The 21385-nt window shown below is 66.8% G+C and carries 23 protein-coding genes; 13 read left to right on the top strand and 10 right to left on the bottom strand.

Translation table 11 applies throughout. The annotated features are described in order from the left end of the window. Positions 1-336: 336 nt before the first annotated feature. The gene (locus tag CCN37_RS06590; RefSeq protein WP_246842848.1) at positions 337-666 is read right to left on the bottom strand and encodes a hypothetical protein; all 330 of its coding nucleotides are present in this window, start codon (positions 664-666) and stop codon (positions 337-339) included. A gap of 97 nt (positions 667-763) precedes the next feature. Next, the gene (locus CCN37_RS06585; RefSeq protein WP_143261456.1) at positions 764-1573 is read right to left on the bottom strand and encodes a GIY-YIG nuclease family protein; all 810 of its coding nucleotides are present in this window, start codon (positions 1571-1573) and stop codon (positions 764-766) included. A 62-nt stretch (positions 1574-1635) separates the two neighbouring features. Here CCN37_RS06585 and CCN37_RS06580 point away from each other — a divergent pair, with 62 nt between their 5' ends. The 7 genes from CCN37_RS06580 (at position 1636) to CCN37_RS06550 (ending at position 10186) form a co-directional block, all read left to right on the top strand. Next, positions 1636-2997 carry a DNA (cytosine-5-)-methyltransferase gene (locus CCN37_RS06580; RefSeq protein ID WP_086819764.1) on the top strand — a complete coding sequence of 454 codons (1362 nt, stop codon included), beginning with the start codon at positions 1636-1638 and terminating at the stop codon, positions 2995-2997. Positions 2998-3069: 72 nt separating this feature from the next. Then, positions 3070-3792, top strand: coding sequence for a very short patch repair endonuclease (locus CCN37_RS42280; RefSeq protein ID WP_371503696.1), 723 nt, complete (start codon positions 3070-3072; stop codon positions 3790-3792). A gap of 309 nt (positions 3793-4101) precedes the next feature. Then, a complete protein-coding gene (locus tag CCN37_RS06570) occupies positions 4102-6504 on the top strand; it encodes an ATP-binding protein (protein ID WP_168200543.1) in 2403 nt (800 codons plus the stop codon). Positions 6505-6522: 18 nt separating this feature from the next. Continuing rightward, entirely contained in the window at positions 6523-8181 is a 1659-nt protein-coding gene (locus CCN37_RS06565) for a DEAD/DEAH box helicase family protein (protein ID WP_246842847.1), read from the top strand. Positions 8182-8188: 7 nt separating this feature from the next. Further along, positions 8189-8779 carry a hypothetical protein gene (locus tag CCN37_RS06560; protein WP_086819761.1) on the top strand — a complete coding sequence of 197 codons (591 nt, stop codon included), beginning with the start codon at positions 8189-8191 and terminating at the stop codon, positions 8777-8779. Between the two features lie 148 nt (positions 8780-8927). Further along, the gene (locus tag CCN37_RS06555; protein ID WP_086819760.1) at positions 8928-9878 is read left to right on the top strand and encodes a nucleoside hydrolase; all 951 of its coding nucleotides are present in this window, start codon (positions 8928-8930) and stop codon (positions 9876-9878) included. A gap of 128 nt (positions 9879-10006) precedes the next feature. After that, a complete protein-coding gene (locus CCN37_RS06550; protein ID WP_086819759.1) occupies positions 10007-10186 on the top strand; it encodes a DUF3073 domain-containing protein in 180 nt (59 codons plus the stop codon). 79 nt (positions 10187-10265) lie between these two features. On the opposite strand, the gene CCN37_RS06545 is transcribed toward CCN37_RS06550, so the two are convergent. The 5 genes from CCN37_RS06545 to CCN37_RS06530 all read right to left on the bottom strand — a co-directional run bounded on the left by CCN37_RS06545 (position 10266) and on the right by CCN37_RS06530 (position 13658). Next, complete coding sequence (locus tag CCN37_RS06545; protein WP_086819758.1) at positions 10266-10517, bottom strand: acyl carrier protein; 252 nt, start codon at positions 10515-10517, stop codon at positions 10266-10268. Then, positions 10514-11557 carry an HAD family hydrolase gene (locus CCN37_RS06540; protein WP_086819757.1) on the bottom strand — a complete coding sequence of 348 codons (1044 nt, stop codon included), beginning with the start codon at positions 11555-11557 and terminating at the stop codon, positions 10514-10516. The genes CCN37_RS06545 and CCN37_RS06540 overlap by 4 nt, the downstream gene beginning before the upstream one ends. Further along, on the bottom strand, positions 11554-12015 hold the full coding sequence (locus CCN37_RS40690) for a GNAT family N-acetyltransferase (RefSeq protein ID WP_210407897.1): 462 nt from the start codon (positions 12013-12015) through the stop codon (positions 11554-11556). The genes CCN37_RS06540 and CCN37_RS40690 overlap by 4 nt, the downstream gene beginning before the upstream one ends. After that, positions 12012-13211 carry a bis-aminopropyl spermidine synthase family protein gene (locus CCN37_RS06535; protein ID WP_210407896.1) on the bottom strand — a complete coding sequence of 400 codons (1200 nt, stop codon included), beginning with the start codon at positions 13209-13211 and terminating at the stop codon, positions 12012-12014. Before CCN37_RS06535 ends, CCN37_RS40690 begins: the two co-directional genes overlap by 4 nt. A gap of 81 nt (positions 13212-13292) precedes the next feature. Then, positions 13293-13658 (bottom strand): S-adenosylmethionine decarboxylase family protein, encoded by a 366-nt coding sequence (locus tag CCN37_RS06530; RefSeq protein WP_086819756.1) that lies wholly within the window; start codon positions 13656-13658, stop codon positions 13293-13295. A 92-nt stretch (positions 13659-13750) separates the two neighbouring features. On the opposite strand from CCN37_RS06530, the gene CCN37_RS06525 reads away from it, so the two are divergent. From CCN37_RS06525 to CCN37_RS06505, 5 genes are all read left to right on the top strand, one after another. Next, positions 13751-14959, top strand: a complete 1209-nt coding sequence (locus tag CCN37_RS06525; RefSeq protein WP_086819755.1) for a PP2C family protein-serine/threonine phosphatase — start codon at positions 13751-13753, stop codon at positions 14957-14959. After that, positions 14956-16533 carry an ATP-binding protein gene (locus CCN37_RS06520; RefSeq protein ID WP_086819754.1) on the top strand — a complete coding sequence of 526 codons (1578 nt, stop codon included), beginning with the start codon at positions 14956-14958 and terminating at the stop codon, positions 16531-16533. The genes CCN37_RS06525 and CCN37_RS06520 overlap by 4 nt, the downstream gene beginning before the upstream one ends. Then, entirely contained in the window at positions 16526-16969 is a 444-nt protein-coding gene (locus CCN37_RS06515) for a response regulator (RefSeq protein ID WP_086819753.1), read from the top strand. Before CCN37_RS06520 ends, CCN37_RS06515 begins: the two co-directional genes overlap by 8 nt. Positions 16970-16984: 15 nt before the next feature. Next, a complete protein-coding gene (locus tag CCN37_RS06510; protein ID WP_086819752.1) occupies positions 16985-17428 on the top strand; it encodes an SRPBCC family protein in 444 nt (147 codons plus the stop codon). A gap of 81 nt (positions 17429-17509) precedes the next feature. Beyond that, entirely contained in the window at positions 17510-18073 is a 564-nt protein-coding gene (locus CCN37_RS06505) for a hypothetical protein (protein ID WP_086819751.1), read from the top strand. Here CCN37_RS06505 and CCN37_RS06500 read toward each other — a convergent pair. Together CCN37_RS06500 and CCN37_RS06495 are read right to left on the bottom strand one after the other, a co-directional pair. After that, entirely contained in the window at positions 18070-18393 is a 324-nt protein-coding gene (locus tag CCN37_RS06500) for a hypothetical protein (protein WP_086819750.1), read from the bottom strand. The genes CCN37_RS06505 and CCN37_RS06500 overlap by 4 nt on opposite strands. A 96-nt stretch (positions 18394-18489) precedes the next feature. Next, entirely contained in the window at positions 18490-18819 is a 330-nt protein-coding gene (locus CCN37_RS06495) for a hypothetical protein (protein WP_086819749.1), read from the bottom strand. Positions 18820-18965: 146 nt separating this feature from the next. Between CCN37_RS06495 and CCN37_RS06490 the strand changes: the two genes are divergently transcribed. After that, positions 18966-19844, top strand: coding sequence for a TIGR03621 family F420-dependent LLM class oxidoreductase (locus CCN37_RS06490; protein WP_086819748.1), 879 nt, complete (start codon positions 18966-18968; stop codon positions 19842-19844). A 196-nt stretch (positions 19845-20040) separates the two neighbouring features. Here the strand turns inward: CCN37_RS06490 and CCN37_RS06485 are convergent, their stop codons facing one another. Next, positions 20041-21258 carry a class I SAM-dependent methyltransferase gene (locus CCN37_RS06485; RefSeq protein ID WP_210407895.1) on the bottom strand — a complete coding sequence of 406 codons (1218 nt, stop codon included), beginning with the start codon at positions 21256-21258 and terminating at the stop codon, positions 20041-20043. Positions 21259-21385 lie beyond the last annotated feature (127 nt).

The raw sequence follows: 21385 nt of genomic DNA, 5'->3' as shown, positions 1-21385 counted from the left end.
CATCCAGCCGTACCTGCCCGTGCCCAGCGCCGAGACCCTCGAGGCCCTCGGCGAGAAGGCCGAGAGCGTCCCCGCCGCAGACGCGTGGCTCGCCGACCTCACCGGCCGCGCCATCAGCAAGCCCCCCGCCCTCTTCCCCCGCCTGGAACTCCCCGCAGCCGAGTAGCCCCACGCGCGAATCCCCTGTGAACACTCCATTCACACGTTCACAGGGGGCCCGCTCGTCTCCGGCCCCGCACGTCCCAGCGCGACGTTTTCGCGTTTTGGCTACGTGTTGCGATTTGAGAGCGCTCCCATTCGCAACGAGTAGCCAAAACGCGAGAACCCTGGGGGGCGTCAGAAGCTGATGTTGCCCTGGATGTCGCGCGCCTGGACGACCTTGCCGCTGACGTTGCCGGAGATCTGGTTCACCACGCTGCCGCCGTCCGCGTGGATCTCCACGTTGGCCCTGTCGTAGCGCTCGCGCAGCTCGCGCCCGAACTCCGGGTCCGCCTGCTCCGCCCGTTCCAGCTCGCGGCCCAGCTCGCCAACGCGCGCCTCGTCCTCCGGCGCCTCGATCGCGGCGTCCAGCACCGCCTGCGCCTCCGGGCTCAGCTGCTCCTTCACCCACCGCACCAGCCCGCCGATCGCGGACGTCGCGGCCTTCGTCGCCAACACCGCCGCCATAGTCATGATCATCGGCTCCACTAGTCCCCCGTGCGCAGTCCGTATCCAGGCCTCAACTCACCGTAGCAGCGCGCCCTCAATGGCTCGCTCCTTGTCGTTATGCCACTGAGCCGGTGTACGGGTACCGCTTGCGTGCGCTTGGGTATTGAGTCCGCTTGTCGTACATGATCGCATAGCCGGGAAGTGCGATGATCTGCCAGTCCGGGCCGACCGCGTTGATCGCTTGGCCGAGCAGCTCGAACAGTTCGTCGGCGGTCGGATTTTCCCAGTCAACCGTGACTTCAATTCCCCTGTGAAAATCGGCCTTCTTGTAGCGGAATACGAATGGAACGTTTTTCTTCACTTGCTGCAAAAGATTAGTTGCCGTGTAGGTCCCCATTGCGATTTCTTTGCACGTCCAGTGAAGATTCGCGGGATACATCGTGTCGAAGTGGTCGGGTCCGAAGGCCGTCTCGTCCCGATGCTTGCCCGGGTCGTGTGGGCCGAACCCCTTACCGTTCCATGCTGCTAGTCCTTGTTCCTTGTACGACGCGATGAGCCGCCTCTCAGGTGCGACCGAGTGCAGGTCCTCGTGTACGTACAACGCGGTGAATGACATCTCTATCGGTGTGATCTTCAAACGACACTTGATCTTGTCGTAGTGCTCTCGGAGGCGGTTGGCCACCGAACTCTCGTCTTTGCCGACATAGACGAGTACGTCGTTCTGGTAGAGCTGGTAGACGCCCGGCTTGGAGTACACGTCGGCCAGGTGTTCGAGATCGAGGGGAGCAGGCTTGAGGGCGCGTAGGCCGTCCGCCAGTTGATCGGCGAGTGCTCGCATGATGCTTAGCCTGAACTCGCCGGTCGCCGGGGCCTCTGCTGGCTCTTGATCACTCGCCACCGGGCTGAGGGTACCGGCGTCGTTCAACGCGACACGCTGAACTAGGTAGGCGAACGAGCGTTCGAAACGCTCCGCGGTACGGTTTGCGAGTGGCGAAGCGATCAGCGAACCGGCCTGAGGGCACAGAGAAGTCGCGTACCAGTGTTGAGCTGTTCGCTGGCGGGGGTGGGCTTGCCATGGCGGTCCACCAGGCGGGCTTCCGCCCGCTCCTATTCAACGAGTTCAACAACCGTGCCTGCGAGACCCTGGTGGCTAGCGCGCGGAAGACTCTGGGCGTCGACGGCCTGATCCGAGTCGAGGGGACGAGGCCTGAACCTCCGGAGCCGGGCCAACCCGCTCCCCTGTATCCGGGAGACGTGCGCGACCTTGACATGAGCGCCCTTGAGGGCGAGGTGGACGTCCTCGCTGGAGGTCCGCCCTGCCAGCCGTTCAGCGCCGGAGGCGTGGCCAAGGGCGACGAGGACAAACGCAACATGTTCCCCGCCATGTTCAAGGCGGTCCGCGAGATCCGGCCAAAGGCCGTCATCTGCGAGAACGTCCGGGGCCTTCTTCGACCCTCGTTCGCCGAGTACTTCCAGTACATCCAGAACGAACTTCGCCTTCCGTTCGAGAAGCGCGACAGCGAGGTGAGGTGGCAGGACCACGATGCCCATCTGGCTGGCATTCTCCGGCGGCTGCCTGACGAAGACAGCGACCCCGATCACTACAAGGTCGTGATGGTGCCGGTCAACGCCGCCAACTACGGCGTCCCGCAGGTGCGAAACCGTGTCGTTCTCGTCGCCTTCCGTGCCGACCTCGGCGTCGACATCGAAGCATTCACGAAGTATGTCAGGACGCCGAAGTTCTCTGAGGCCGCTCTGCTGCGATCTATGAAGGACGAGAACGGTCCGTACTGGCAGCGCCACCATCAGGTGCCAGGTCACGTAAAGGATCGGGTCCGGGCTCGGCTACCGAAGGTGGTCAAGGAGGACGACTGCCAGCCTTGGCGCACGCTGCGCGACGCGGTCGCGGGCTTTGGCACTGGCGCCAAGCTACCCGCGCTGCCAGAGGTCGACTTGAGCCGCCTTGAGGAGAAGCACGACTTCGGGAGTGGTGGAATCGTCGACCACATCGGATGGCCCGGCGCGCGAATATACAAGGGGCATACGCCGAATGAACTCGACCAACCCGCGAAGACGGTCAAGGCTGGCGTGCACGGGGTGCCAGGCGGCGAGTCCGTGATGCTGCTGGATGACCGTGTCCCCGATTCCAAGTCGGCCGACGGCTGGACCTACCTGCACCGCTATATGACGGTGCGCGAGACCGCCCGAGTGATGACTTTTCCTGACGAGTGGCTCGGCTCCGGACCTCGGGGCGAGCAGATGCGGCAACTGGGCAACGCGGTTCCGGTCGTGCTCGGCGAGTTCTTCGCGAACGCCGTCGCCGATGCCCTCACCACGGCGGGACACTGACGGATGCCGCGGACAGAGGGGCAAGGACATTGGAAGGCGCGGCTCCCCCCGGAGCGGGCCTACAAGCGGCGCGTGGGCGGCGTCGCGCCGGTTATTGAACAAGACCGGGCTGCGGGAGGCCACAACCGGCGCAGCGTCGCGCTGGGAGATGGGCGCTTCGCGCGAGCCTCGATCAGTCTGCGGCTGTATAGGAGTACTCGACGTATCCGTGCCTACCTGCGCTGGTCGCAGGATGGCAAGACTCGGGAACGGTACGTTTGCGAGGTCGAGCATGACTCCAGAGGAAAGAACCTGGCTGAAGCGTGGCAGCGTGCGTGGGACATGGACCTTCTGGTCGAAGAGCCGCTGCCTCCCGAGTCGAGTGCGTCCTCGCTGGAGGTCCGCGCGTCCATGCGGGCAAATCGTGGTAAGGACACCCGACCTGAGCTGACACTCCGTAAGCTGCTCTACGGGCGCGGCCTCCGCTACCGCGTCGACGCGAGGCCGCTCATCGAGATCCGACGTACGGCAGATCTGGTGTTCCCGGGCGCTCGGGTAGCGGTCTTCGTCGATGGCTGTTTCTGGCACGGCTGTCCGGAGCACTACCGCCCCGCTGTCAGGAAGGCGGAATTTTGGCGCGAGAAGATCGAGGGCAATCGCGCCAGAGACCTCGAAACCAATGAAATGCTGTCTGCTGCCGGTTGGCAGGTGATCCGAGTTTGGGAGCATGAAAACCCCGACTTGGCAGCCGAGCGCGTCGAGCGAGAGGTCCGTGCTGGACGACTCCAACGGTCGGTCACGTCTGCTAGGGGTTGATCCCAGCTTCTGTTCGGATGCACAGGGGTGGTGCGGTCACTGGACCGTGGGTTGACGGCCGCTTGGCAAGCGGAGGCGTCGTCACACGAGCTGATCGTCTGCAAGTGCTTGCCTAAGGTAGGCGACGGTACTAGCGCCAGTCCGACTAGAACTGTGGAGCGGACGGATCTGCGTCGATACGATCCAGCGGTCCGCTCGTGCGTCCGCCGTTGTCCAGTCGGCCGCGTCACCCTAGTTGTCGGTGCCGCGCTGTATCTCTTGCCTGGGGTGGACTAGAGCCAGAACAACATCTCAGACAGGAGTTACACCTTGTCGACCGACGCTGAGGGATCTTCGTACGAGGAAGTGGACCTCACGCCTTCTCCGCAGTTGTTGGAGGCGCTGGGGGATATTCCCTACAAGCCCTGGCAGTGCCTGGCGGAGCTGATCGACAACTCTTTCGATGACTTCCTCGCGGACCCAGATCCCATCGAGCGGCAAGAGGTATGGATCACCCTGCCGAAGCCTGCCGACGACGACCCGATCGTAGTTTTGCTCGACAATGGGCGCGGCATGAGTCTGGAAATGCTGCAAAACGCGCTGAAAGCCGGGTACAGCGGTAAGCGGCGCTACGGCAGTCTAGGGTTGTTCGGTATGGGCTTCAATATCGCCACAGCCCGAATGGGAAATCTAACCGAAGTGCGAACAACGCGGGCAGGCGACGCGGACTGGTTGGTCGTTGAGATTGACTTGCGCCGTCTGCAACAGAATGACTCCTTCCGGGCGCCCCTTCGGCGTGAGCCCAAGCAGGATGTGTCTGAACACGGCACCGAAGTGATCGTTCGGCGCCTCCGTGCCGAGATCGTCGACGATCTGAAGAAGGCCAATCGGCACAACCATATCCGCAGGGATCTAGGTCGCGTCTATTCGTATCTGCTGCGCGGAGAAAACCCGGTCCCAGGCGTTCCGGATGGTCCGATGGCGGGACGCGGCTTCCGCCTGAAGGTGAATGACAGGAACGTGTTGCCGAGATTGCCTTGCGTGTGGTCGGCTTCACGGAAAGTGACCAAGCAGGGTCGAGAGATCCCAGCCGTGAAGTCGGTGGACATCCGGTTGACCTCCGCGCTGGCTTGCATGAAGTGTGGCCATTGGCAGAGTCCGGACCTCAACCTGGACCGCTGCGCGCAGTGTGACGGCGATGACATGCGGTTGAGCGAGCGTCGGATCCATGGTTGGTTCGGCGTCCAGCGGTATTTGGATGAGACCGATTATGGGATTGATTTCCTGCGCAATGGAAGGAAAATCAGAATCGGGGATCGATCTCTATTCTCGTGGGAAAATCCCGATGACGGTACGCAGCTCACTGAATACCCAGTGGATATTCCTGCTACTCAGGGTCGAATCGTGGGAGAGATTCACCTTGATCACGTCCCGGTGGGCTATCAGAAAACAGACTTTAGTCGAGAGAGTCGCGATTGGCGTCATGCGGTCATTGTGCTGCGCGGCGAAGGCCCGATGCGTCCAAAGAAGGCGGAAGCTCTGGGATATCCGTTGAATTCCTCTCCTCTTGGGGAGATATTCAAGGGATATCAGGAAAACCGCCCTGGGGCTGCTAGTCTGATTCCTGGAAATGGAAAATCAGCTATCCATGATTCGGCTCGAGAGTGGGGCGCTAAGTTTCATTCTGGACGCCACCCTGAGTTTCTCTCCGACGAGATCTGGTACCAGGCAGTCCTGGCCCACGATGATGCCCGAGACAACGGCGAAGCGCCTGCGAGGCGGAAACGAGCTGGCGAGGTCGAAGATTCCTCGTTGGCTGGGCGCACCGGGTTGAGTCCATTGGTTACTCCAACCTCGGGAGGTCAGGTTGACAGCGAGACCCCGGAGCCATCTGCTCCGTCCTCTGATCCTGAGCGCGTGGAGACTGAGGGGGAACGCTTCCAGCGATACCGCGTTGACGCCCGTCAGATCTTTGACCTGATGGGCGAAGTGACACTTCCTCGGCTGGGACGCAGGGTCGTGACGGTGTTTGACACGCGGGCGCCGCTGCTGGATGACGAGGCGCGGCGGGTTCCCTCCCTGGCACGCATGGGGAAGGGCATGAACCTGGAGGTGTTCGTCAACGGCGAGCATCCGGTATTTCGTGAGTACGGCCGCGATCCGCGGGACTACGCGCTGATGGAGATCGCGCAGACGCTGCACGCCTTTGAGCCAGACGGGCAGAAGATCACCGCAGTCACTGCCGAGGTCACACGCCAGTTCCCCGACCAGAGAGTGACTGAATCGGCCCTGCGCGACCGAGCGGATTCCTTGCTGGGGCGAGTGCGCGAGCTAATGGCGCCGATCGCCGGGTCGATGGCTGGCGAACTGTGGGAGGCGCTCCCCGAGGAGATCCGGCTGCGCGCGGAGCGCGATGCCGGGCGCGCGGATGCCTCCCTGGACTGGCCTGCGGTCATCAGGGAGGGGGCCTACGTCTCCCATCTCGACGCGGCCGGGATCGCGGCCGCGATTCGCGCGTGCCCGGCCAACTTCCTGGACGGGGCGGTGTTCAAGACGTCTTGGCGCGGCTGGTCCGACGCGGCGGTCAAGGAACGGCAAGTCACGCAGACCGTACGACCGCTGGAGGTGGTCGGCGAGTTCTTGGCCGAGCCGGGGGCGAAGACTCGACTAGAGCTGTCCCTGGCGCGGATCACCTTCGACATGCTTGACCAGAGCGTCGCTGGGTCGGTGTGAGTGTTGACCACCTCATTCGTGGCCTCGGAGTTCCTCCGTGCGATGGGACCGTTCGGTTTCACCCGTCAACTGGAGCGCCTCGCACTGCACCTGGGCTTCACCGATGTCGTAAATATCGACGGCGCGAACGACCAGGGCGGTGACATCCTTGCCACCCGGGAGGGACGCCTCTGGGTATTTCAAGCCAAGTGGAAGGCGGGCGCGGTGGTTCCATCCACCGCCATTGACGAAGTGCTAGCGGCGAAGGCCCACTACGGCGCGGACCACGCGGTCGTGGTAACCAACAGCCGTTTCGGGCCAAACACCCGCAAACGCCGCGATAGCCTCGCCGCAGTCGGAATAAGGGTGGAACTGTGGTCGGGCCAGGAGCTGGCTGACCTCTACGCTGACAACCGCTTCACATCTGATCGGCTCCCTGCCCGTTCGCTGCGTCCCTATCAAGACCACGCTCTGCGGGAGATTCAGTGCGACTTGAACAGTGCCGACCGGGCACTGCTGGTCCTGGCCACCGGCCTCGGGAAAACCGTGGTTGGTGGCGAAGCTATCGACTACCACTTACGAGAACACCCCCAGGACAAGGTCTTGGTTGTCGCCCCGGCCAAGGACTTGGTAGATCAGCTCGAACGGGCTCTGTGGCACCACCTGCCCAAGGCGGTACGCACCCAACTCTTGACGGGTGACCACCGTCCCGACGACCTGCGTGGGGTCACTTGCGCTACAGCCGCCAGCGCGCTCTCGTACGCCCGCGCCGGCTATCGTCCGGCTCTAGTCATGGTCGACGAGGCCCATCACGTTGCCGAGGATGGCCAATTGGCCGAGCTCCTCGACATCCTCCACGCCAGTCGACAGTTTGGGGTCACCGCTACCCCGTGGCGCGGTGACCGCTTCGACATCCGCAAGCGATTCGGAGAACCTAGCTTCACCCTGGGCATTGAGGAAGGAATGCGGCTGGGCTATCTGTCCGAGGTTCGCTACCGACTCTACGCGGACAACATCGACTGGGACTTCGTCCGCGGCATCAGCGACCACAGTTACTCGATCAAAGATCTCAATTCCCGACTCTTCCTGCCTGAGCGAGACGAAGGCGTACGTGAGCAACTAAAAGAAGTCTGGGCGCGCACCCAGCGGCCTCGTGCGGTGGTCTTCTGTCGCACTATTGAACACTCCGAGCGGCTCGCCGCGCTGCTCGGGGAAGTACCGCAGTGGCGAGGGGCGCTCGCTGTGCACGCAGGCCTGAGTAAGCGGGAGCGCCAGTCCCGGCTAATGGCCTTTCGTAGTGGGAAGACGCCCATTCTGTCTGCCGTTGACATTCTTAATGAAGGCGTCGACGTTCCGGATGTAAATATTCTTTGCTTCGCTCGGGTGACGCACAGCCGTCGGATCTTCGTCCAGCAACTCGGCCGCGGTTTGCGGCTGCGGCCTGGGAAATCGCACGTGGAAGTTCTGGATTTCGTCAGCGACATCCGCCGTGTCGCCGCGATCTTGAACATTCGCCAACAGATCGCTGAAGACGAAGTCGAGACCTTGCGCCTGGCTGAGCGTGGTACGACCTTCGAGTTTGCCGACCAGCGCGCGGAGAGTCTGATGCGCGAATGGATTAAGGACGCGGCGAGCCTGGAGGCGTCGCTAGAGGACAGTCGCCTCCAGTTTCCTGACCCTGCTGCCTTTGGGGGATGAGGTAATAATGAGTGTTATCGATGAGGACATCCGCCGTGAAGTGATCGCCGAGATCTACCGGCAGGTCGATGAACTCGACTGGGACGGCATGTCCCCGCGTGAGCGCTCGGAGTGCTATGTGCGCTGGATTGATGACCCGCTCGTTGGCGGCAAGCTGAGGCGCTTCATCGAACGTGATCGAGTCCGCGTGTGGATCAAGGACGGCCCGATCAAGGAACTGCCCCGGGCGCGCCACGGTATCGGTTCATACGCGCCGTTCGCGGTGAGTCGATATCCCGATATGGAGGAGATCGCACGTCAGGCCATCGGGGCCGACTGGCGGGCAGACCCCGGCACGGTGGACGTCAAACCCAACCGCTGTTTGGTTCGGGGACCAAGCACGGACGTACTGATGATCTGGGGACCGGCCACGAAGCTCGCCGACCTTGTGTGGGCCGCCATCAACGCCCGCGTCGACGGTGGAGCCGAACCTGTCATCGTCGTTACGTCTTCGCAAGGAACTCGTCTCAGCGAGGGCGAGAAGCACCGGCACGTGCTCCTCTCCAACGTGGTAGGCGTCGATCTTCGACACATCACACTGCGTCTAGCTCGTCTTTGACGTTGACGTACCGCTGTGACGAACCCCAAGGTATCTGTCTGAGTTTGCGTGTCATGCGTCCTCCTCGGTTTGCCAGTGCCGCAAACGGATGGAGAGACATCTAGCAGAGGGGAGCGGTGCTGTGGGGTGACTTGGTTGACTGCCACGCATGCGGATCGTCTTGGACACCGACCCGGGGATCGACGACGCGCTCGCGATCCTCTACCTGGCGGCGCAGTCGGGGGTGGAGCTGGTGGGCGTGGGAACGGTGCACGGCAACGTCGCGGCTGACACGGCCGCGGAGAACGCGTTGCGGGTGTTGGAGCTGGTGGGCTGGGGCGCCGTGCCGGTCGCCATCGGCGCGAGGCGGCCGATGGCGCAGCCGCTGAGGACCTACGAGCACGTGCACGGCGACGACGGCCTCGGCAACGTGGCGGGGGCGAAGCCGAAGGGGAAACCGACGGACGAGTCGGCGGTTGAACAGCTCGTCAGGCTGGCGCGCAGGTATCCGGGGGAGCTGGACCTGCTGGCGCTGGGGCCGTTGACGAACGTGGCGGTGGCGCTGCTGGTGGAGCCGGAGCTGCCGAAGCTGCTGCGCAAGGTCGTCGTGATGGGTGGGGCGGTGTGGGTGCCGGGGAACGCGACGGCGCACGCGGAGGCCAACATCCACAACGACCCGGAAGCGGCTGATCTTGTTCTGGGGGCGGGGTTCGACCTCACGCTGGTCGGTCTCGAAGCGACGGCGCACGCCATCGCGAACGCCACCTGGTTGGATGAACTCGCGGCGCACGACAGCCCCCGCGCGCGGTTCGCGAGCGGTGTTCTCGGCCACTACGTGGGCTTCTACGAGCCGCTGGTCGGGGTGCGCCAGTGCACGCTCTACGACCCGCTCGCGGCGGCGATCCTGCTGGACCCGGACCTGGCGCGCTACCGCGAACTGCCGGTGCACGTGGAGCTGAGTGGCACGCACACCAGGGGCACCACCGTCGCCGACCTGCGCGGTTACCAGGACACGAGTGCCGAGCGGCCCGCGGTGAAGATCGCGGCGGAGTTGGACGAGGCCGAGTTCCTCGACCGGATGTTGCGGGCCCTGCAAGCGGAGACCGCCGGAGCTCCTTGATCGGCAAGGGCGGCGGTCTGCTTCCCCTGTCGGCGGGGCACGCTACGATATTTGCAGGAACAGATGCCCAGACAAGCGGAGCCGCCCACGGGTGAGGCCCGCTTGTCCTCGTATAGGGAGGTCGAGCTATGGGGCGCGGCCGAGCCAAGGCAAAGCAGGCCAAGGTGGCAAGGGAGCTCAAGTACAGCTCTCACCCAACTGACCTGCATGCACTCCAGAACGAGTTGTCGGGCGGGGGGTCGTCGGCGGATCGCAGGCCGGACGATCGCCTCGAACTCGACGACCGGTACGACGATTACCGCGGGTGACCATCTGAGCTGAGCCGCCCGACCACGTGCACCCGTGGCCTGGGCGGCTTCAGTTTTTCCTCTTCTCAGCACCGCCGGTTCACGGCTGGTGCCGGTCCACGAAGCCGGACAGGCTTGCGATGGACTCCAGCGCGTCCAGGTTCAGGTCCTCGGCGGCGACGTCGACCCCGAACCGCTCGCGCACGGAGTCCAGCAGTCGCGCGCCCGCGAGCGAGCTGAGCCCGATCTCGGGGCCGAACAGCCGGGTGTCCCCGGGCAGCGCGGCCACGACCGCCCGCTCTTGGCCGACGGCCTCGGCGATCAGTTCGCGGACCACCGCGTCCGTGCTCATGAGTCCCCTTCCACGATCGTCAGCCAGCCCGGCGCGTCCGGGGGCGGTGTGCCGGCGGGAGCGCCGAGCACGGCCAGGTCGGGCGAGGGCTGTTCGACCACCCGCATCCCGCACTGCCGGAACAGCACGCGCAGTTCGAGGTTCGCGCTGGTCGGGCGCATCAGCACCTCGACGCCCGAGCCGGAGCGCTCCATCAGCCAGCGCAGGAACGCCAGCGCCACCCCGCGCCCGGCGACCCGGCAGGACAGCGCGAGCAGGCGCACCCGCCACGCGGCGTCCCGGCGCTGCACCAACGCGGCGCCGATCATGCCGTAGTCGCCGAAGCGGTCGGTCAGCCTCGCCACCGGCACGAACCACTCCGGCGAAGCGAGCATCGAGCGCAGTTCCTCCGCCGAGGGCACCTCGCCGGTCGAGTTGAGCCGGTGCGTCCGCGTGGCCAGCTCCACCAGCCGGTCCAGGTCCGAAGGGCGGGCCTCGCGCACCGCCAACCGCATGTCGCAGTCGCGCAGGAAGTCCTCGCGGGAGCCACCGAAGCTCGCCGCCGCGGCCTTGCGATCGGAGTCCTCGCGGTAGCGGCGGACGCGCGCCCGGCTGTCGTCGGTCAGCACCTCGGGCAGCAGCGGCGGTTCGTCCAGTCGCTCGGCCAGCTCCGAGGGGGAGAGGACGAGCACCTCGGGGGCGCGCGCCGCGACCTCGGCACGCTCGAAGGCGGTGTCGTCGACGAAGGCGAGGGTGTCCAGGCCGATGCCCAGCTCCGAAGCGATCCGGCGCAGGGAATCGCTCTTGTCGCCCCAGCCCAGCTGCGGCGCGACGAACCGCTCCGCCAGCTCAGGGGTGGACGTGAGCAGCGCGAGCAGCGACGGGTCGGTCCGGCTGGCGACGCTGCTCAGGATGCCCCGCCCGGCCAGGACGTCGATCGCGCGCAGCACCTCCGGCCGCGGCGTCGGCAGGCTCTGCCCGTCGCCCTCGACCGCGACCTCGTCCCACACCGTGCCGTCGAGGTCCCAGACGACGCACTTCACCGAGCGGCCAGAACTCATTTCCTCATGTCCAGGCGCATCGACAGGTGCGTCGACTCGAAGCCGTACTTCCGGTAGAGCGAGCGCATGCCGGTGTTGCCGACGTGCACCTTGCCGGTGACCTCGGTCAGCTCGTTGCGCGCGGCGAAGGCGAGGCCCTCCTCCAGCAGCAGCTCCGCGACCTCGGTCCGCTCCGGCAGCTCCGCGACCGCGAGCGAGCGGAAGTTGGCGTAGCGGTCACCGGTGAGGAAGTTGGTGTTCAGCGCCATCCACAGCCAGCCGATGGGCGCTTCGGTGCCGCGCGCGGCCACGAACATCCCCTCAGGCTGCTTCTTCAGCGCGTTGGCCAGCTTCTTGCGGTGCGTCGCCGGATCGTCCACCGCGTCGTCGCCGAAGGAGATCTTGGCGATCTCCACCTCGAAGTCCGCGATCGCGTCCAGGTCCCGCTCCTCGGCCTGGCGCACGGCGTATGCGGTCACTCCGACTCCGCCACCAGCTGCAACGGCCGGAACGGGCCGCCCTTGCACTCGGGGCACCCCGCCTCGCGCAGTTCGGCGACCGAGTCGAACGCGGCGCCCACGCCGACGGGGACCTTCGCCGAGCACGCGACGCACTCGTACTCGCGCTGCCGGGAGCGCTTCTCCCTGGTGTAGAGCGGGCCCTCGTAGCTGCCCGCCACCGAGGACGCGGTCTCCGCCGTGGTGAGCAAGTGCTGCAGGAACCCGGTGCCGCCGAGGATGCCGCTGCCCTCGTACTCGTTGAAGTTGCGGATCATCCCGTGGGTGACCAGGCCCAGGCCGAGGATCTCCCGCTGGACGTCCAGCATCTCCTCGGTTCCCTTGGCGCCGAAGGAGAACAGCACGTTGCGCGCCGCACCCGGCTTCAGGCCCTCGACCACCCGGGAGAGGAACAGCTTCGCGCCCTCCGCGGTGTAGGGCGGGTCGGTCATGCCCGCGTCGAACTGGCCGCGCAACTCCTCCGGCAGCGGGTCGCGCAGGTTGTGCTGCACCAGGTCGACGTCGATGCCGAGGGTGTCGGCGGTGTCGGCGATGTACTCCAGGATGTCCGCTGACAGGTCGACCACGGTGACCTTGCTGGCCAACGGCACGTCGAGCACGTCGCTGACCACGCCGATGGCGATCGAGACCAGGTCGTCGTCGCCGACGAGCAGCACCGAGCCGCCCGGCAGCACCCCGGCCCTGATCAGCGCGAGCACCCTGCGGACCTTGGTCTCGGCGGTGCACAGCGACTGGTCGAGCGCGACGTTCACGCCCGGCGCGGCCGCCATGATCCGCTTCATCCGCTCGACGGCCTCGTTGAGCACCGCCGGGATGGCGATCTCCAGGCCGCCGCAGCGGTAGCAGTCCGGGTCGAGGTTGAGCTCGACACCCAGTTCGGTGGTCAGCGCGTGCCCGCGCGGGGTCAGCCGGGACGGCCGCTCCTCGCCGAGCAGGCCGCGGCTGCGCAGCTCGTTGCCGACCGCGGCCACGATGGGCAGCGGCAGCCCGGTGCGGCGGCTGATCGCCCTGGTCGGGGCGGGGGCGAGCTGGCGGAAGGCCTGGAGGATGGCGCGGACGCCCATCTCGCCTTCCTGCAGCCGAACGGCGTCGGCCACCTCGGCGAGCAGTGCCAGGTCAGGGTTCTGGGACCCGGTGTTCGGCGACTCGGCGCTCATGAGGCGAATCGCAGACAGGTCAACGCGGTGCTGTTCAACATGGTCCGTCGAGCTTAGCAACCGGCGTGCTCACCAGCGGGTTCAGCTGGTGGCTCTGAGCAGCCGGGAGATGTTGGCGCGCACCGGGGACAACCCCGCCTCGATGCTGCTGATCATGCGTTCGGCGTTGATCCGGCCGTAGGCGAGCAGGTCGATGTTGGCCAGGTTGAACTCCGGCCAGGTGTGGATGCTCAGGTGCGACTGCGAGAGCACCAGGACGGCGGTCACCGCGCCGTTGGGGAAGACGTGCCGGGACTCGCCGAGGATCTTCGCCCCGCCCGCGAGCGCGGCGTCGGTGAGCAGCCGCAGCAGCGCGGGCTCGTCGGTCAGGACAGCCGGGTCGGCCACCCACGCGTCCACCGCGTAGGAGCACAGCTCGCCGACCTCGACCTCGCCGTCACCAGCCATGCGGCGAGGGTAGTTGCTCGTTGACCGGAGGACTTCTCGAACGCGTGGGGCATCCCCGTACGATCGACGAGATCCGTCTGAGGGAGGCCGCTGTGCCCGGACCAGTTCGGCTCGGCGAGCGGGACATCCGGGTCCTGCTCGTCGAGGACGATGACGGCGACGCCTTCCTGGTCGAGGAGCACCTGGCGCTGCAGAACGAGCGCGTCCGCCTCGACCGCGTGCGCACCCTCGCCGACGCCGAGGCGGAGATCGCGGGCCGCCGCGTCGACTGCGTGCTGCTCGACCTGCAACTGCCCGACGCGACCGGGCTCGACGGCCTGCGCAGGCTGCGCGCGGTCGACTCGGCGGGCAGCGTCGCGTTCATCGTGCTCACCGGGCACGACGACCAGCAGCAGGGGGTCGACGCCGTCGCGACGGGCGCGCAGGACTACCTGATCAAGGGCGATGTGGACGGGCGGCTGCTCGGGCGGGCGATCCGCTACGCCATCGAGCGCCTGCGCGCGGAGGAGACCCAGCGCCAGCTCGACGAGGAACGGCTGCGTGGTGAGGAGAACGCCCGGCTGGAGCGCGGCCTGCTGCCCTCGCCGTTGTTGCGCGACCCGCACACGACCTTCGTCGCCCGCTACCGAGCCGGTGGAGCCGGCATGCTCGTCGGTGGGGACTTCTACGACGCGGTGCAGACCGACGACGGCACCGTGCACGTCGTCATCGGCGACGTCTGCGGGCACGGTCCCGACGAGGCGGCCGTCGGGGTGTGCCTGCGCATCGCGTGGCGCGCGCTCGTGCTCTCCGGTCAACCGACCGAGGTGATTCTCCGTACGCTGCAACAGGTTCTGCTCGCGGAGCGGTTGCGAAGGGGCGTGTTCGCGACGATCGCGACGATCTCGGTCAGCCCCGACCAGCAGACCGCGACCATGCACCTGGCCGGGCACCCGGAGCCGCTGCTGCTCAGCGGCGGCCGGGCCGTCGCCGTGCCCAGGGAGGACGCGGGCATGCCGCTGGGCATCGACCCGCAGGCGAGCTGGCTGCCGATGACCGTTGACCTGCCGCAGGACTGGGCTCTGGTGCTCTACACGGACGGGCTGATCGAGGGCCGCGTCGGTGGAGGGCCGGAACGCCTTGGCGTGGAAGGACTCCACGGCCTGGTGGAGGAGCGGATCGCCGAGGACCCGCGCTGGCGCTCGGCCCCGCACACGCTGCTGGACCACCTCATCGAGCGGACCGAGGCCCTGCACGGCCAGCGTCTCACCGACGACGTGGCCGTGCTGCTGCTGACGTCGAACTACCGGCGGCCCAGGTGACGCGCTCCCTCGGGCGCTGGTTGCTGGCGGCAGGGGCGTTCCTGCTGGTGTTCGCGGGGAGCGCGATCGTGCTGGGCGCCTACGCGATCACCGAGCTGACCGACGCCAGGCGCACCGGGACCACCTACGTCCAGCCCGCCGCCCGGCTCGCGCAGACGATGACCACCGCCTTCCTCGACCAGGAGACCGGGGTCCGGGGCTACGTGCTGACCGGCAGGCCGGACTTCCTGGAGCCGTACCGGACCGGCGAGCGCCAGGCGATGGACGCGCACGCGAGGCTCACTGAGCTGATCAAGAACGGCGGCGCCGTCGAGCGCGCGAACCTGCAGACGATCGACGCCGCGAACCGCGCGTGGGTCAGCGGTTACGTCGAGCCGACCCTGGAGATCGTGCACTCCCGGGGCGCATCGGGCGAGACCGGCAACTCCGCGCGCGGCAAGATCCTCTTCGACGAGGTGCGCGCCGCGCTGAACCGGCAGACCGAGCACTACGACCTGCTGCGGGCGAACTCGCAGCGCCAGGTGGACGGTGCGGCGCAGACCCTGATCACGGTCTGCATCACGGTCGCGGTGCTGCTGGTGCTCGCGATCGTCGCGCTGTTCCTCGGCACCCGGCGGGTCGTGCTGCGCCCGCTCGCCGACCTGCGCGCCGAGGCCAGACGCGTGGCCAGCGGCGACTTCCACCACCAGCTCGAAGTGCACGGCCCGCGCGAGATCGTCGACCTCGGGCACGACGTCGACGAGATGCGCGGGCACATCCTGCGCGAGCTGGGCGAGGTGCAGGAGGCCCACCGCACCCTCGACGAGCAGGCCCGCGAGCTCCAGCGCTCCAACGCCGAGCTGGAGCAGTTCGCCTACGTCGCCTCGCACGACCTGCAGGAGCCGTTGCGCAAGGTCGCGGGGTTCTGCCAGCTGCTGTCCACCCGCTACCGGGGGCAGCTGGACGACCGCGCGGACCAGTACATCGACTTCGCGGTGGACGGTGCCAAGCGGATGCAGGTGCTGATCAACGACCTGCTGGCGTTCTCCAGGGTCGGCAGGACCAGCGGCGAGCAGCGCGAGGTGGACAGCGCCGAGCTGCTCGCGCAGGCCGAGCGCAACCTCGCCGCGGTCATCGAGGACACCGGCGCGGAGGTCAGCACCGGCGAGCTGCCCGTGGTGCGCGGTGAGTCCTCGCTGCTGACCACGGTCTTCCAGAACCTGATCGGCAACGCGGTGAAGTTCCGCGGCGAGCAGCCGCCCCGGGTGCGGATCGAGGCGGAGCGCTTCGGCGAGATGTGGGAGTTCTCCTTCTCCGACAACGGGATCGGCATCGAGGCGCAGTACGCGGAACGCATCTTCGTGATCTTCCAGCGGCTGCACGCCAAGGAGGCCTACGAGGGCACCGGCATCGGCCTCGCCCTGTGCCGCAAGATCATCGAACACCACGGCGGGACCATCCGGCTGGACACCGGGTACCAGGGCGGGACGCGCTTCGTCTTCACCCTGCCCGCCGTCGCGGAACCGGCAGACCCAGTGCGAACAGACCCAGTGCGGACAGACCCAGCGCAGACGACCGAAGGTGACCATGACTGACCAGACCCCGCTCACGCCCTTCGACGTCCTGCTGGTCGAGGACGACCCGGGCGACGTGCTGATGACCCAGGAAGCCTTCGAGCTGCACAAGATCCGCAACAGCCTGCACGTGGTGCCCGACGGCGTGGAGGCGCTGGCCTTCCTGCGCCGCGAGGGCGCGCACGCGAACGCGCCGAGGCCGGGGCTGATCCTGCTCGACCTGAACCTGCCGAAGAAGGACGGCCGCGAGGTCCTCGCCGAGATCAAGGCCGACGAGTCGCTGCGCACCATCCCCGTGGTGGTGCTGACCACCTCAGAGGCGGAGGAGGACATCCTGCGCAGCTACGACCTGCACGCCAACGCCTACGTCACCAAGCCGGTGGACTTCCACCGCTTCGTGGAGATCGTCCAGCGCATCGACGACTTCTTCGTCACCGTGGTCAAACTCCCGCGCTGAACATAGGTTGGCCTCATGGCAGCGAACCAGGTCGTCTCGCGCACCGTGATCATCAACGCCCCGCCGGAGCGCGTCTTCGAGGTGCTGGCGAACCCCTACGAGCACGCCAACTTCGACGGCTCCGGCAGCGTGCGCGGGCAGCTGCACGGGCCCGAGCGCTTGGAGCTGGGCGCGAAGTTCGGCATGCGGATGCGGATCCTGCTGCCCTACCGGATCGAGAACGAGGTGGTGGAGTTCGAGGCGGACCGGCTCATCGCCTGGCGGCACACCGGCCACCACCGCTGGCGATACGCGCTGGAGCCCGCCGAGGGCGGCACCAGGGTCACCGAGAGCTTCGACTGGGGCACCGCGCGCTCGCCGAAGGCGTTGGAGCTGCTCGGCTACCCCAAGCGCAACGCCCGCTCGATCGAGCAAACCTTGGCACGGCTCAAGAAGCTCATCGAGGAGCGCACCGGCTGAGCTGTTCTGTGACGCCACCGTGCCCTCGGTGATCTCCGCCGAGCGGATCATGGGTCACTCCCGCGCTGACAGGGGTGAGCCATGCACTGGCGAATACGGGGCGTCATCGCCCTGCTCGTGCTCGTGATGACGACGGGGTGCGGTGCGGACGGATCGGTGAAGCTGGCGCCGCCGTTCCTGCCGATCGCCTTCGGCATCAACAGCAAGGGCGATGTGACCTTCTCCTACGACAAGTCCTTCGTCACCCCGCTCGGCCGGATCACCCTCGGCGCCGACCTGCCCGTGGTGGAGGAGGCCGAGGGGCACCTGCTGGTGATCCAGCAGCGCATCGCCAACCGGGACGTCCGCGACCTCTACACGCTGCGGATCGAGGGCAACCTCGCCGCCTGCCTGAACGGGCGGTTCCACCTCGGGGTGTCCGGCAACACGATCACCCTCGTGCTGCTGACCCCGGTGAGCCGGTTCTGGATGGTCTCGGCCACCGAGAACGCCCGCACGGCGTGTCCGCCCGAGCCGGGCATCACCCGCGCGCTGCCGACGACCCGGCCTCGGCCCACGACCACGACGGTCCGGCCGACGACCACGTTCAGGCCGGTGCCGACCACGACGAGCCGACGGCCCTTCGTGACGACCACGACCCGCTAGCGTCGGCGGGAGCGCAGGGAGCGGCTTCTCGGCGCAGCTGGGTACACCACACGGTGTGTGACCGGTTTTTCACTGCGCGGCAACGACTCCGGGTCGCGCACCACGCGGATCGCGGTCGTCTCCGGGGCCAGCTCCCACGCGCGCAGATCGCTCGGGTACGGGTGGAAACCGTGGCACAGCAGCGTGTCCCGCAACGCCCACATCGGCGGGGGCACGTCGGGGTCGTGCTCGATCCGGAACTCCAGCTCACCCACCCGCATCACCCAGTGGCTGTCGGACTTGTGGTGCAACCGCGCCGATCCGGCGTCAGCGATGATCATCGGGGCCCTCCGGTTCCGGCTTCCAGCAGGTGGAGCCACCCGGTTGTTACCCAAACGGTTGACGCCTAATCGCCCACGGGTGCGAAATCGGGCAGGTCAGAGGAGTTCGACGAGCTTCACGGCCTCGGTGAGCTCGATGCCGGAGTAGGTGCGCCGCACCTCGCGGACCGCACGCACGTTGCCCTCCCGGTCGCGGATCTCGCGGAACCGCGACAGGTCGTCGGTCTCGAGGATGGCCTCGACGGAGGTGTGCTCGGCGACGAAGTCAGCGCGCCGTCGCTTTCTGTCCACTGTGGACACGTATGCGGAGAGGGCGACGGAGGCGAGCGCGGCGAAGGTGGCGGCCAGCGACTGCTCGGCCGCGAGCAGCACCAGCACCACCGCGACGAGCGCGATGTTGGCCATCCACAGCAGGCGCGTCGGCATGGGGGCATTCTCCTGCCCCGCGCGCACGCGGCGCCAGGGGGTGGGAAACCGCTGAAAGTTCTTCTTGTGCGGGGCGGCAATGGTGTGTTCGGCGGTTACGATGGGGTAATCCGGCTGTACGCGTGATCGGCAGGCAGGAGAGCGACATGGTTGCGCCGTTCCGTTTCGGCGTTGTTCTGGTGTCCGAAGCGTGTTCGCGCGCGGAGTGGGTGGCGAAGTGCCGCCGCGCGGAAGAACTCGGGTACGACGTCGTCTCCGCGTGCGAGCACGTGAACCTGCCGTCCCCGTTCCCCTCCGTGATCCTCGCCGCGGAAGCGACGGAACGGCCCAGGATCGGCATCTACGTGCTGAACACCAGTTTCCACAATCCGACCCTGTTGGCCAGGGACGTGGTCACGGTGGACCAGTTCGTGGAGGGCAGGCTCGAACTCGGACTGGGCACCGGCTACGTCGAATGGGAATTCGAGAAGGCGGGCATTCCCTTCGGCACCCCGGCCAGCCGGGTGGACAAGCTGGAGACCGCGATCGGCGAGCTCCAGCGCCTGCTGACCGACCCCGAGCACCCCAAGACCGTGCAGCGCCCGCACCCTCCGATGCTGGTGGGAGGGCATGGCAACCGGGTGCTGCGGCTCGCGGCGCGCAACGCCGAGATCGTCAGCTTCGTCGGGGCGCAGTACCGTCCGGAATACGGTCGGATGGTGATCGCGACCGCGGAGGAAATGGTGGAGCGGGCCGAGTACGCCCGCCGCGCCGCCGGTGCCAGGGCTGACGAGCTCGAATACAACATCCTTTCCAAGGCGACGATCATCACCAAGGACCGGCGATCCGCGCTGGAGCAGGTCCGGCGTTTCGCCCCGCACCTTGACGATGACCAGATCCTCGCGGCTCCGACGTTGTCGATCGGAACTCCGGAACAGATCGCGGAACAGCTCAGGGAGAACCGCGAGGTGTACGGGATCAACTACGTCACGGTGATGGAACCGGCGATGGAGGCCTTCGGCGAGGTCATCGGAGCGATGCGCTGAGCATTTCTGGGAAAGGGCCCGGGCGGATGCGTCCGGGCCTTTTTGTTGCCGAGGTTCTTGCCGGAGAAAAAGAACAAGCGCCACGTCGGAGGACGTGGCGCTCAGCCCCTCGCTCGCCTTTCTGGCCGGGACCGGCCGTCTGCAGGGGACGGCCGGTCCTAGCTGTCGCTGATCGTCGTGCGGCGAGCGGGTCTCGTCAGAGGACGTGCACCTCGGGGACGTAGAGGATCCACTTGCCGCCGGCCTCGCGGAACGCCTTCTCCTTCGCCATGATCTCCTCGGCGTGGTTCCAGGCGAACAGCAGCGCGTAGTCCGGGTAGGGGTTGCTGAACGCCTCGGGGCTGCGCACCGGGATGTGCGTGCCCGGGGTGAGGCGGTTCTGCTTCTGCGGCGTGGTGTCGCAGACGAAGGAGACAAGCTCGGAGCTCAGTCCGCACAGGTTCGCCACGGTCGCGCTCTTCGCGGTGGCGCCGTAGGCCACCACGGTCTTGCCCTCCTCGCGCAGCTTGGTGAGCAGCGCGACCAGGTCTTCCTTGATCTTGGTGACCTTGGCGCCGAATGCCTCCAGGGTCGGCAGCGTGGCCAGGCCGGCCGCGGTCTCCTCGGCGATCAGCTCGGCGACGGCGGCGCTGGGCTCACGGGCACCGGCGCGCGCGATGGTGTAGCGCACCTCGCCGCCGTGCACCGGGTAGCGCTCGACGTCGACGAGGTCGAAGCCGAACTTGCGCGCCATGGCCTGCACCGACCGAGCGGTGAACAGGTAGTAGTGCTCGTCGTAGATCTGGTCGAAGGACGTGCGCTGGTTGATGTCGCCCAGGTACGGGTCCTCGAAGACGAACACGCCGTTCGGCTTCAGCAGCGCGTCGATGCCGCGGAAGATCGAGTCCATGTACGGGATGTGGCAGATGGTGTTCGCGGCGAAGATGACGTCCGCGTGCCCCTCCTCCTTGGCCACCTCGACCGCGGTGGACTCCTCGAAGAAGGCGGTGCGCACGCGGATTCCCTTGCCGCGAGCCACTTCCCCGACCCCGCCGGAGGGGTCGACACCGAGGTGCTTGACGCCCGCCTCGGCCGCGGTCTTCAGCATGATGCCGTCGTTGCAGCCGATCTCGACGATGAACGGGTCCGGGCCGGTGAGCTCGGTCTCCAGGAACTTCCGCGCGGTCAGCTCGAAGTGCTTGCGCATCACCGAGGAACCCGAGGAGAAGTACGGGTAGTCCTCGTGGAACATCTTGTCCCTCGGGACCTCCTCCATGAGCTGGACCATGGTGCAGTCCGAGCACAGACCGACGGCGAGGCGGAAGAAGAACTCGCCTTCGAGCTTGTCCGGCTCCAGGAAAGCATCGGAAAGGGGCTGGCGTCCGAAATCGTAGAATTCCGTGAGAACGCCGCCGCAGATACGACAATCAGCCATATCGCACAACCTAAGTCGCGGCAAGGGACTGGCCAACCCCTAACCTGCCCCGCACCCCTAGCCACGCGCACCCCTAGCGGTCCTGAGCTGCGGTGATCAACATCGGTGCGGTTCTCGCCGAGCGTGT

It is taken from the genome of Allokutzneria sp. NRRL B-24872 (assembly GCF_002155965.1).
Lineage (GTDB): Bacteria > Actinomycetota > Actinomycetes > Mycobacteriales > Pseudonocardiaceae > Allokutzneria.
Note: the sequence above shows the minus strand (reverse complement) of the source record. Positions and strands in the feature narration are given on the sequence as shown.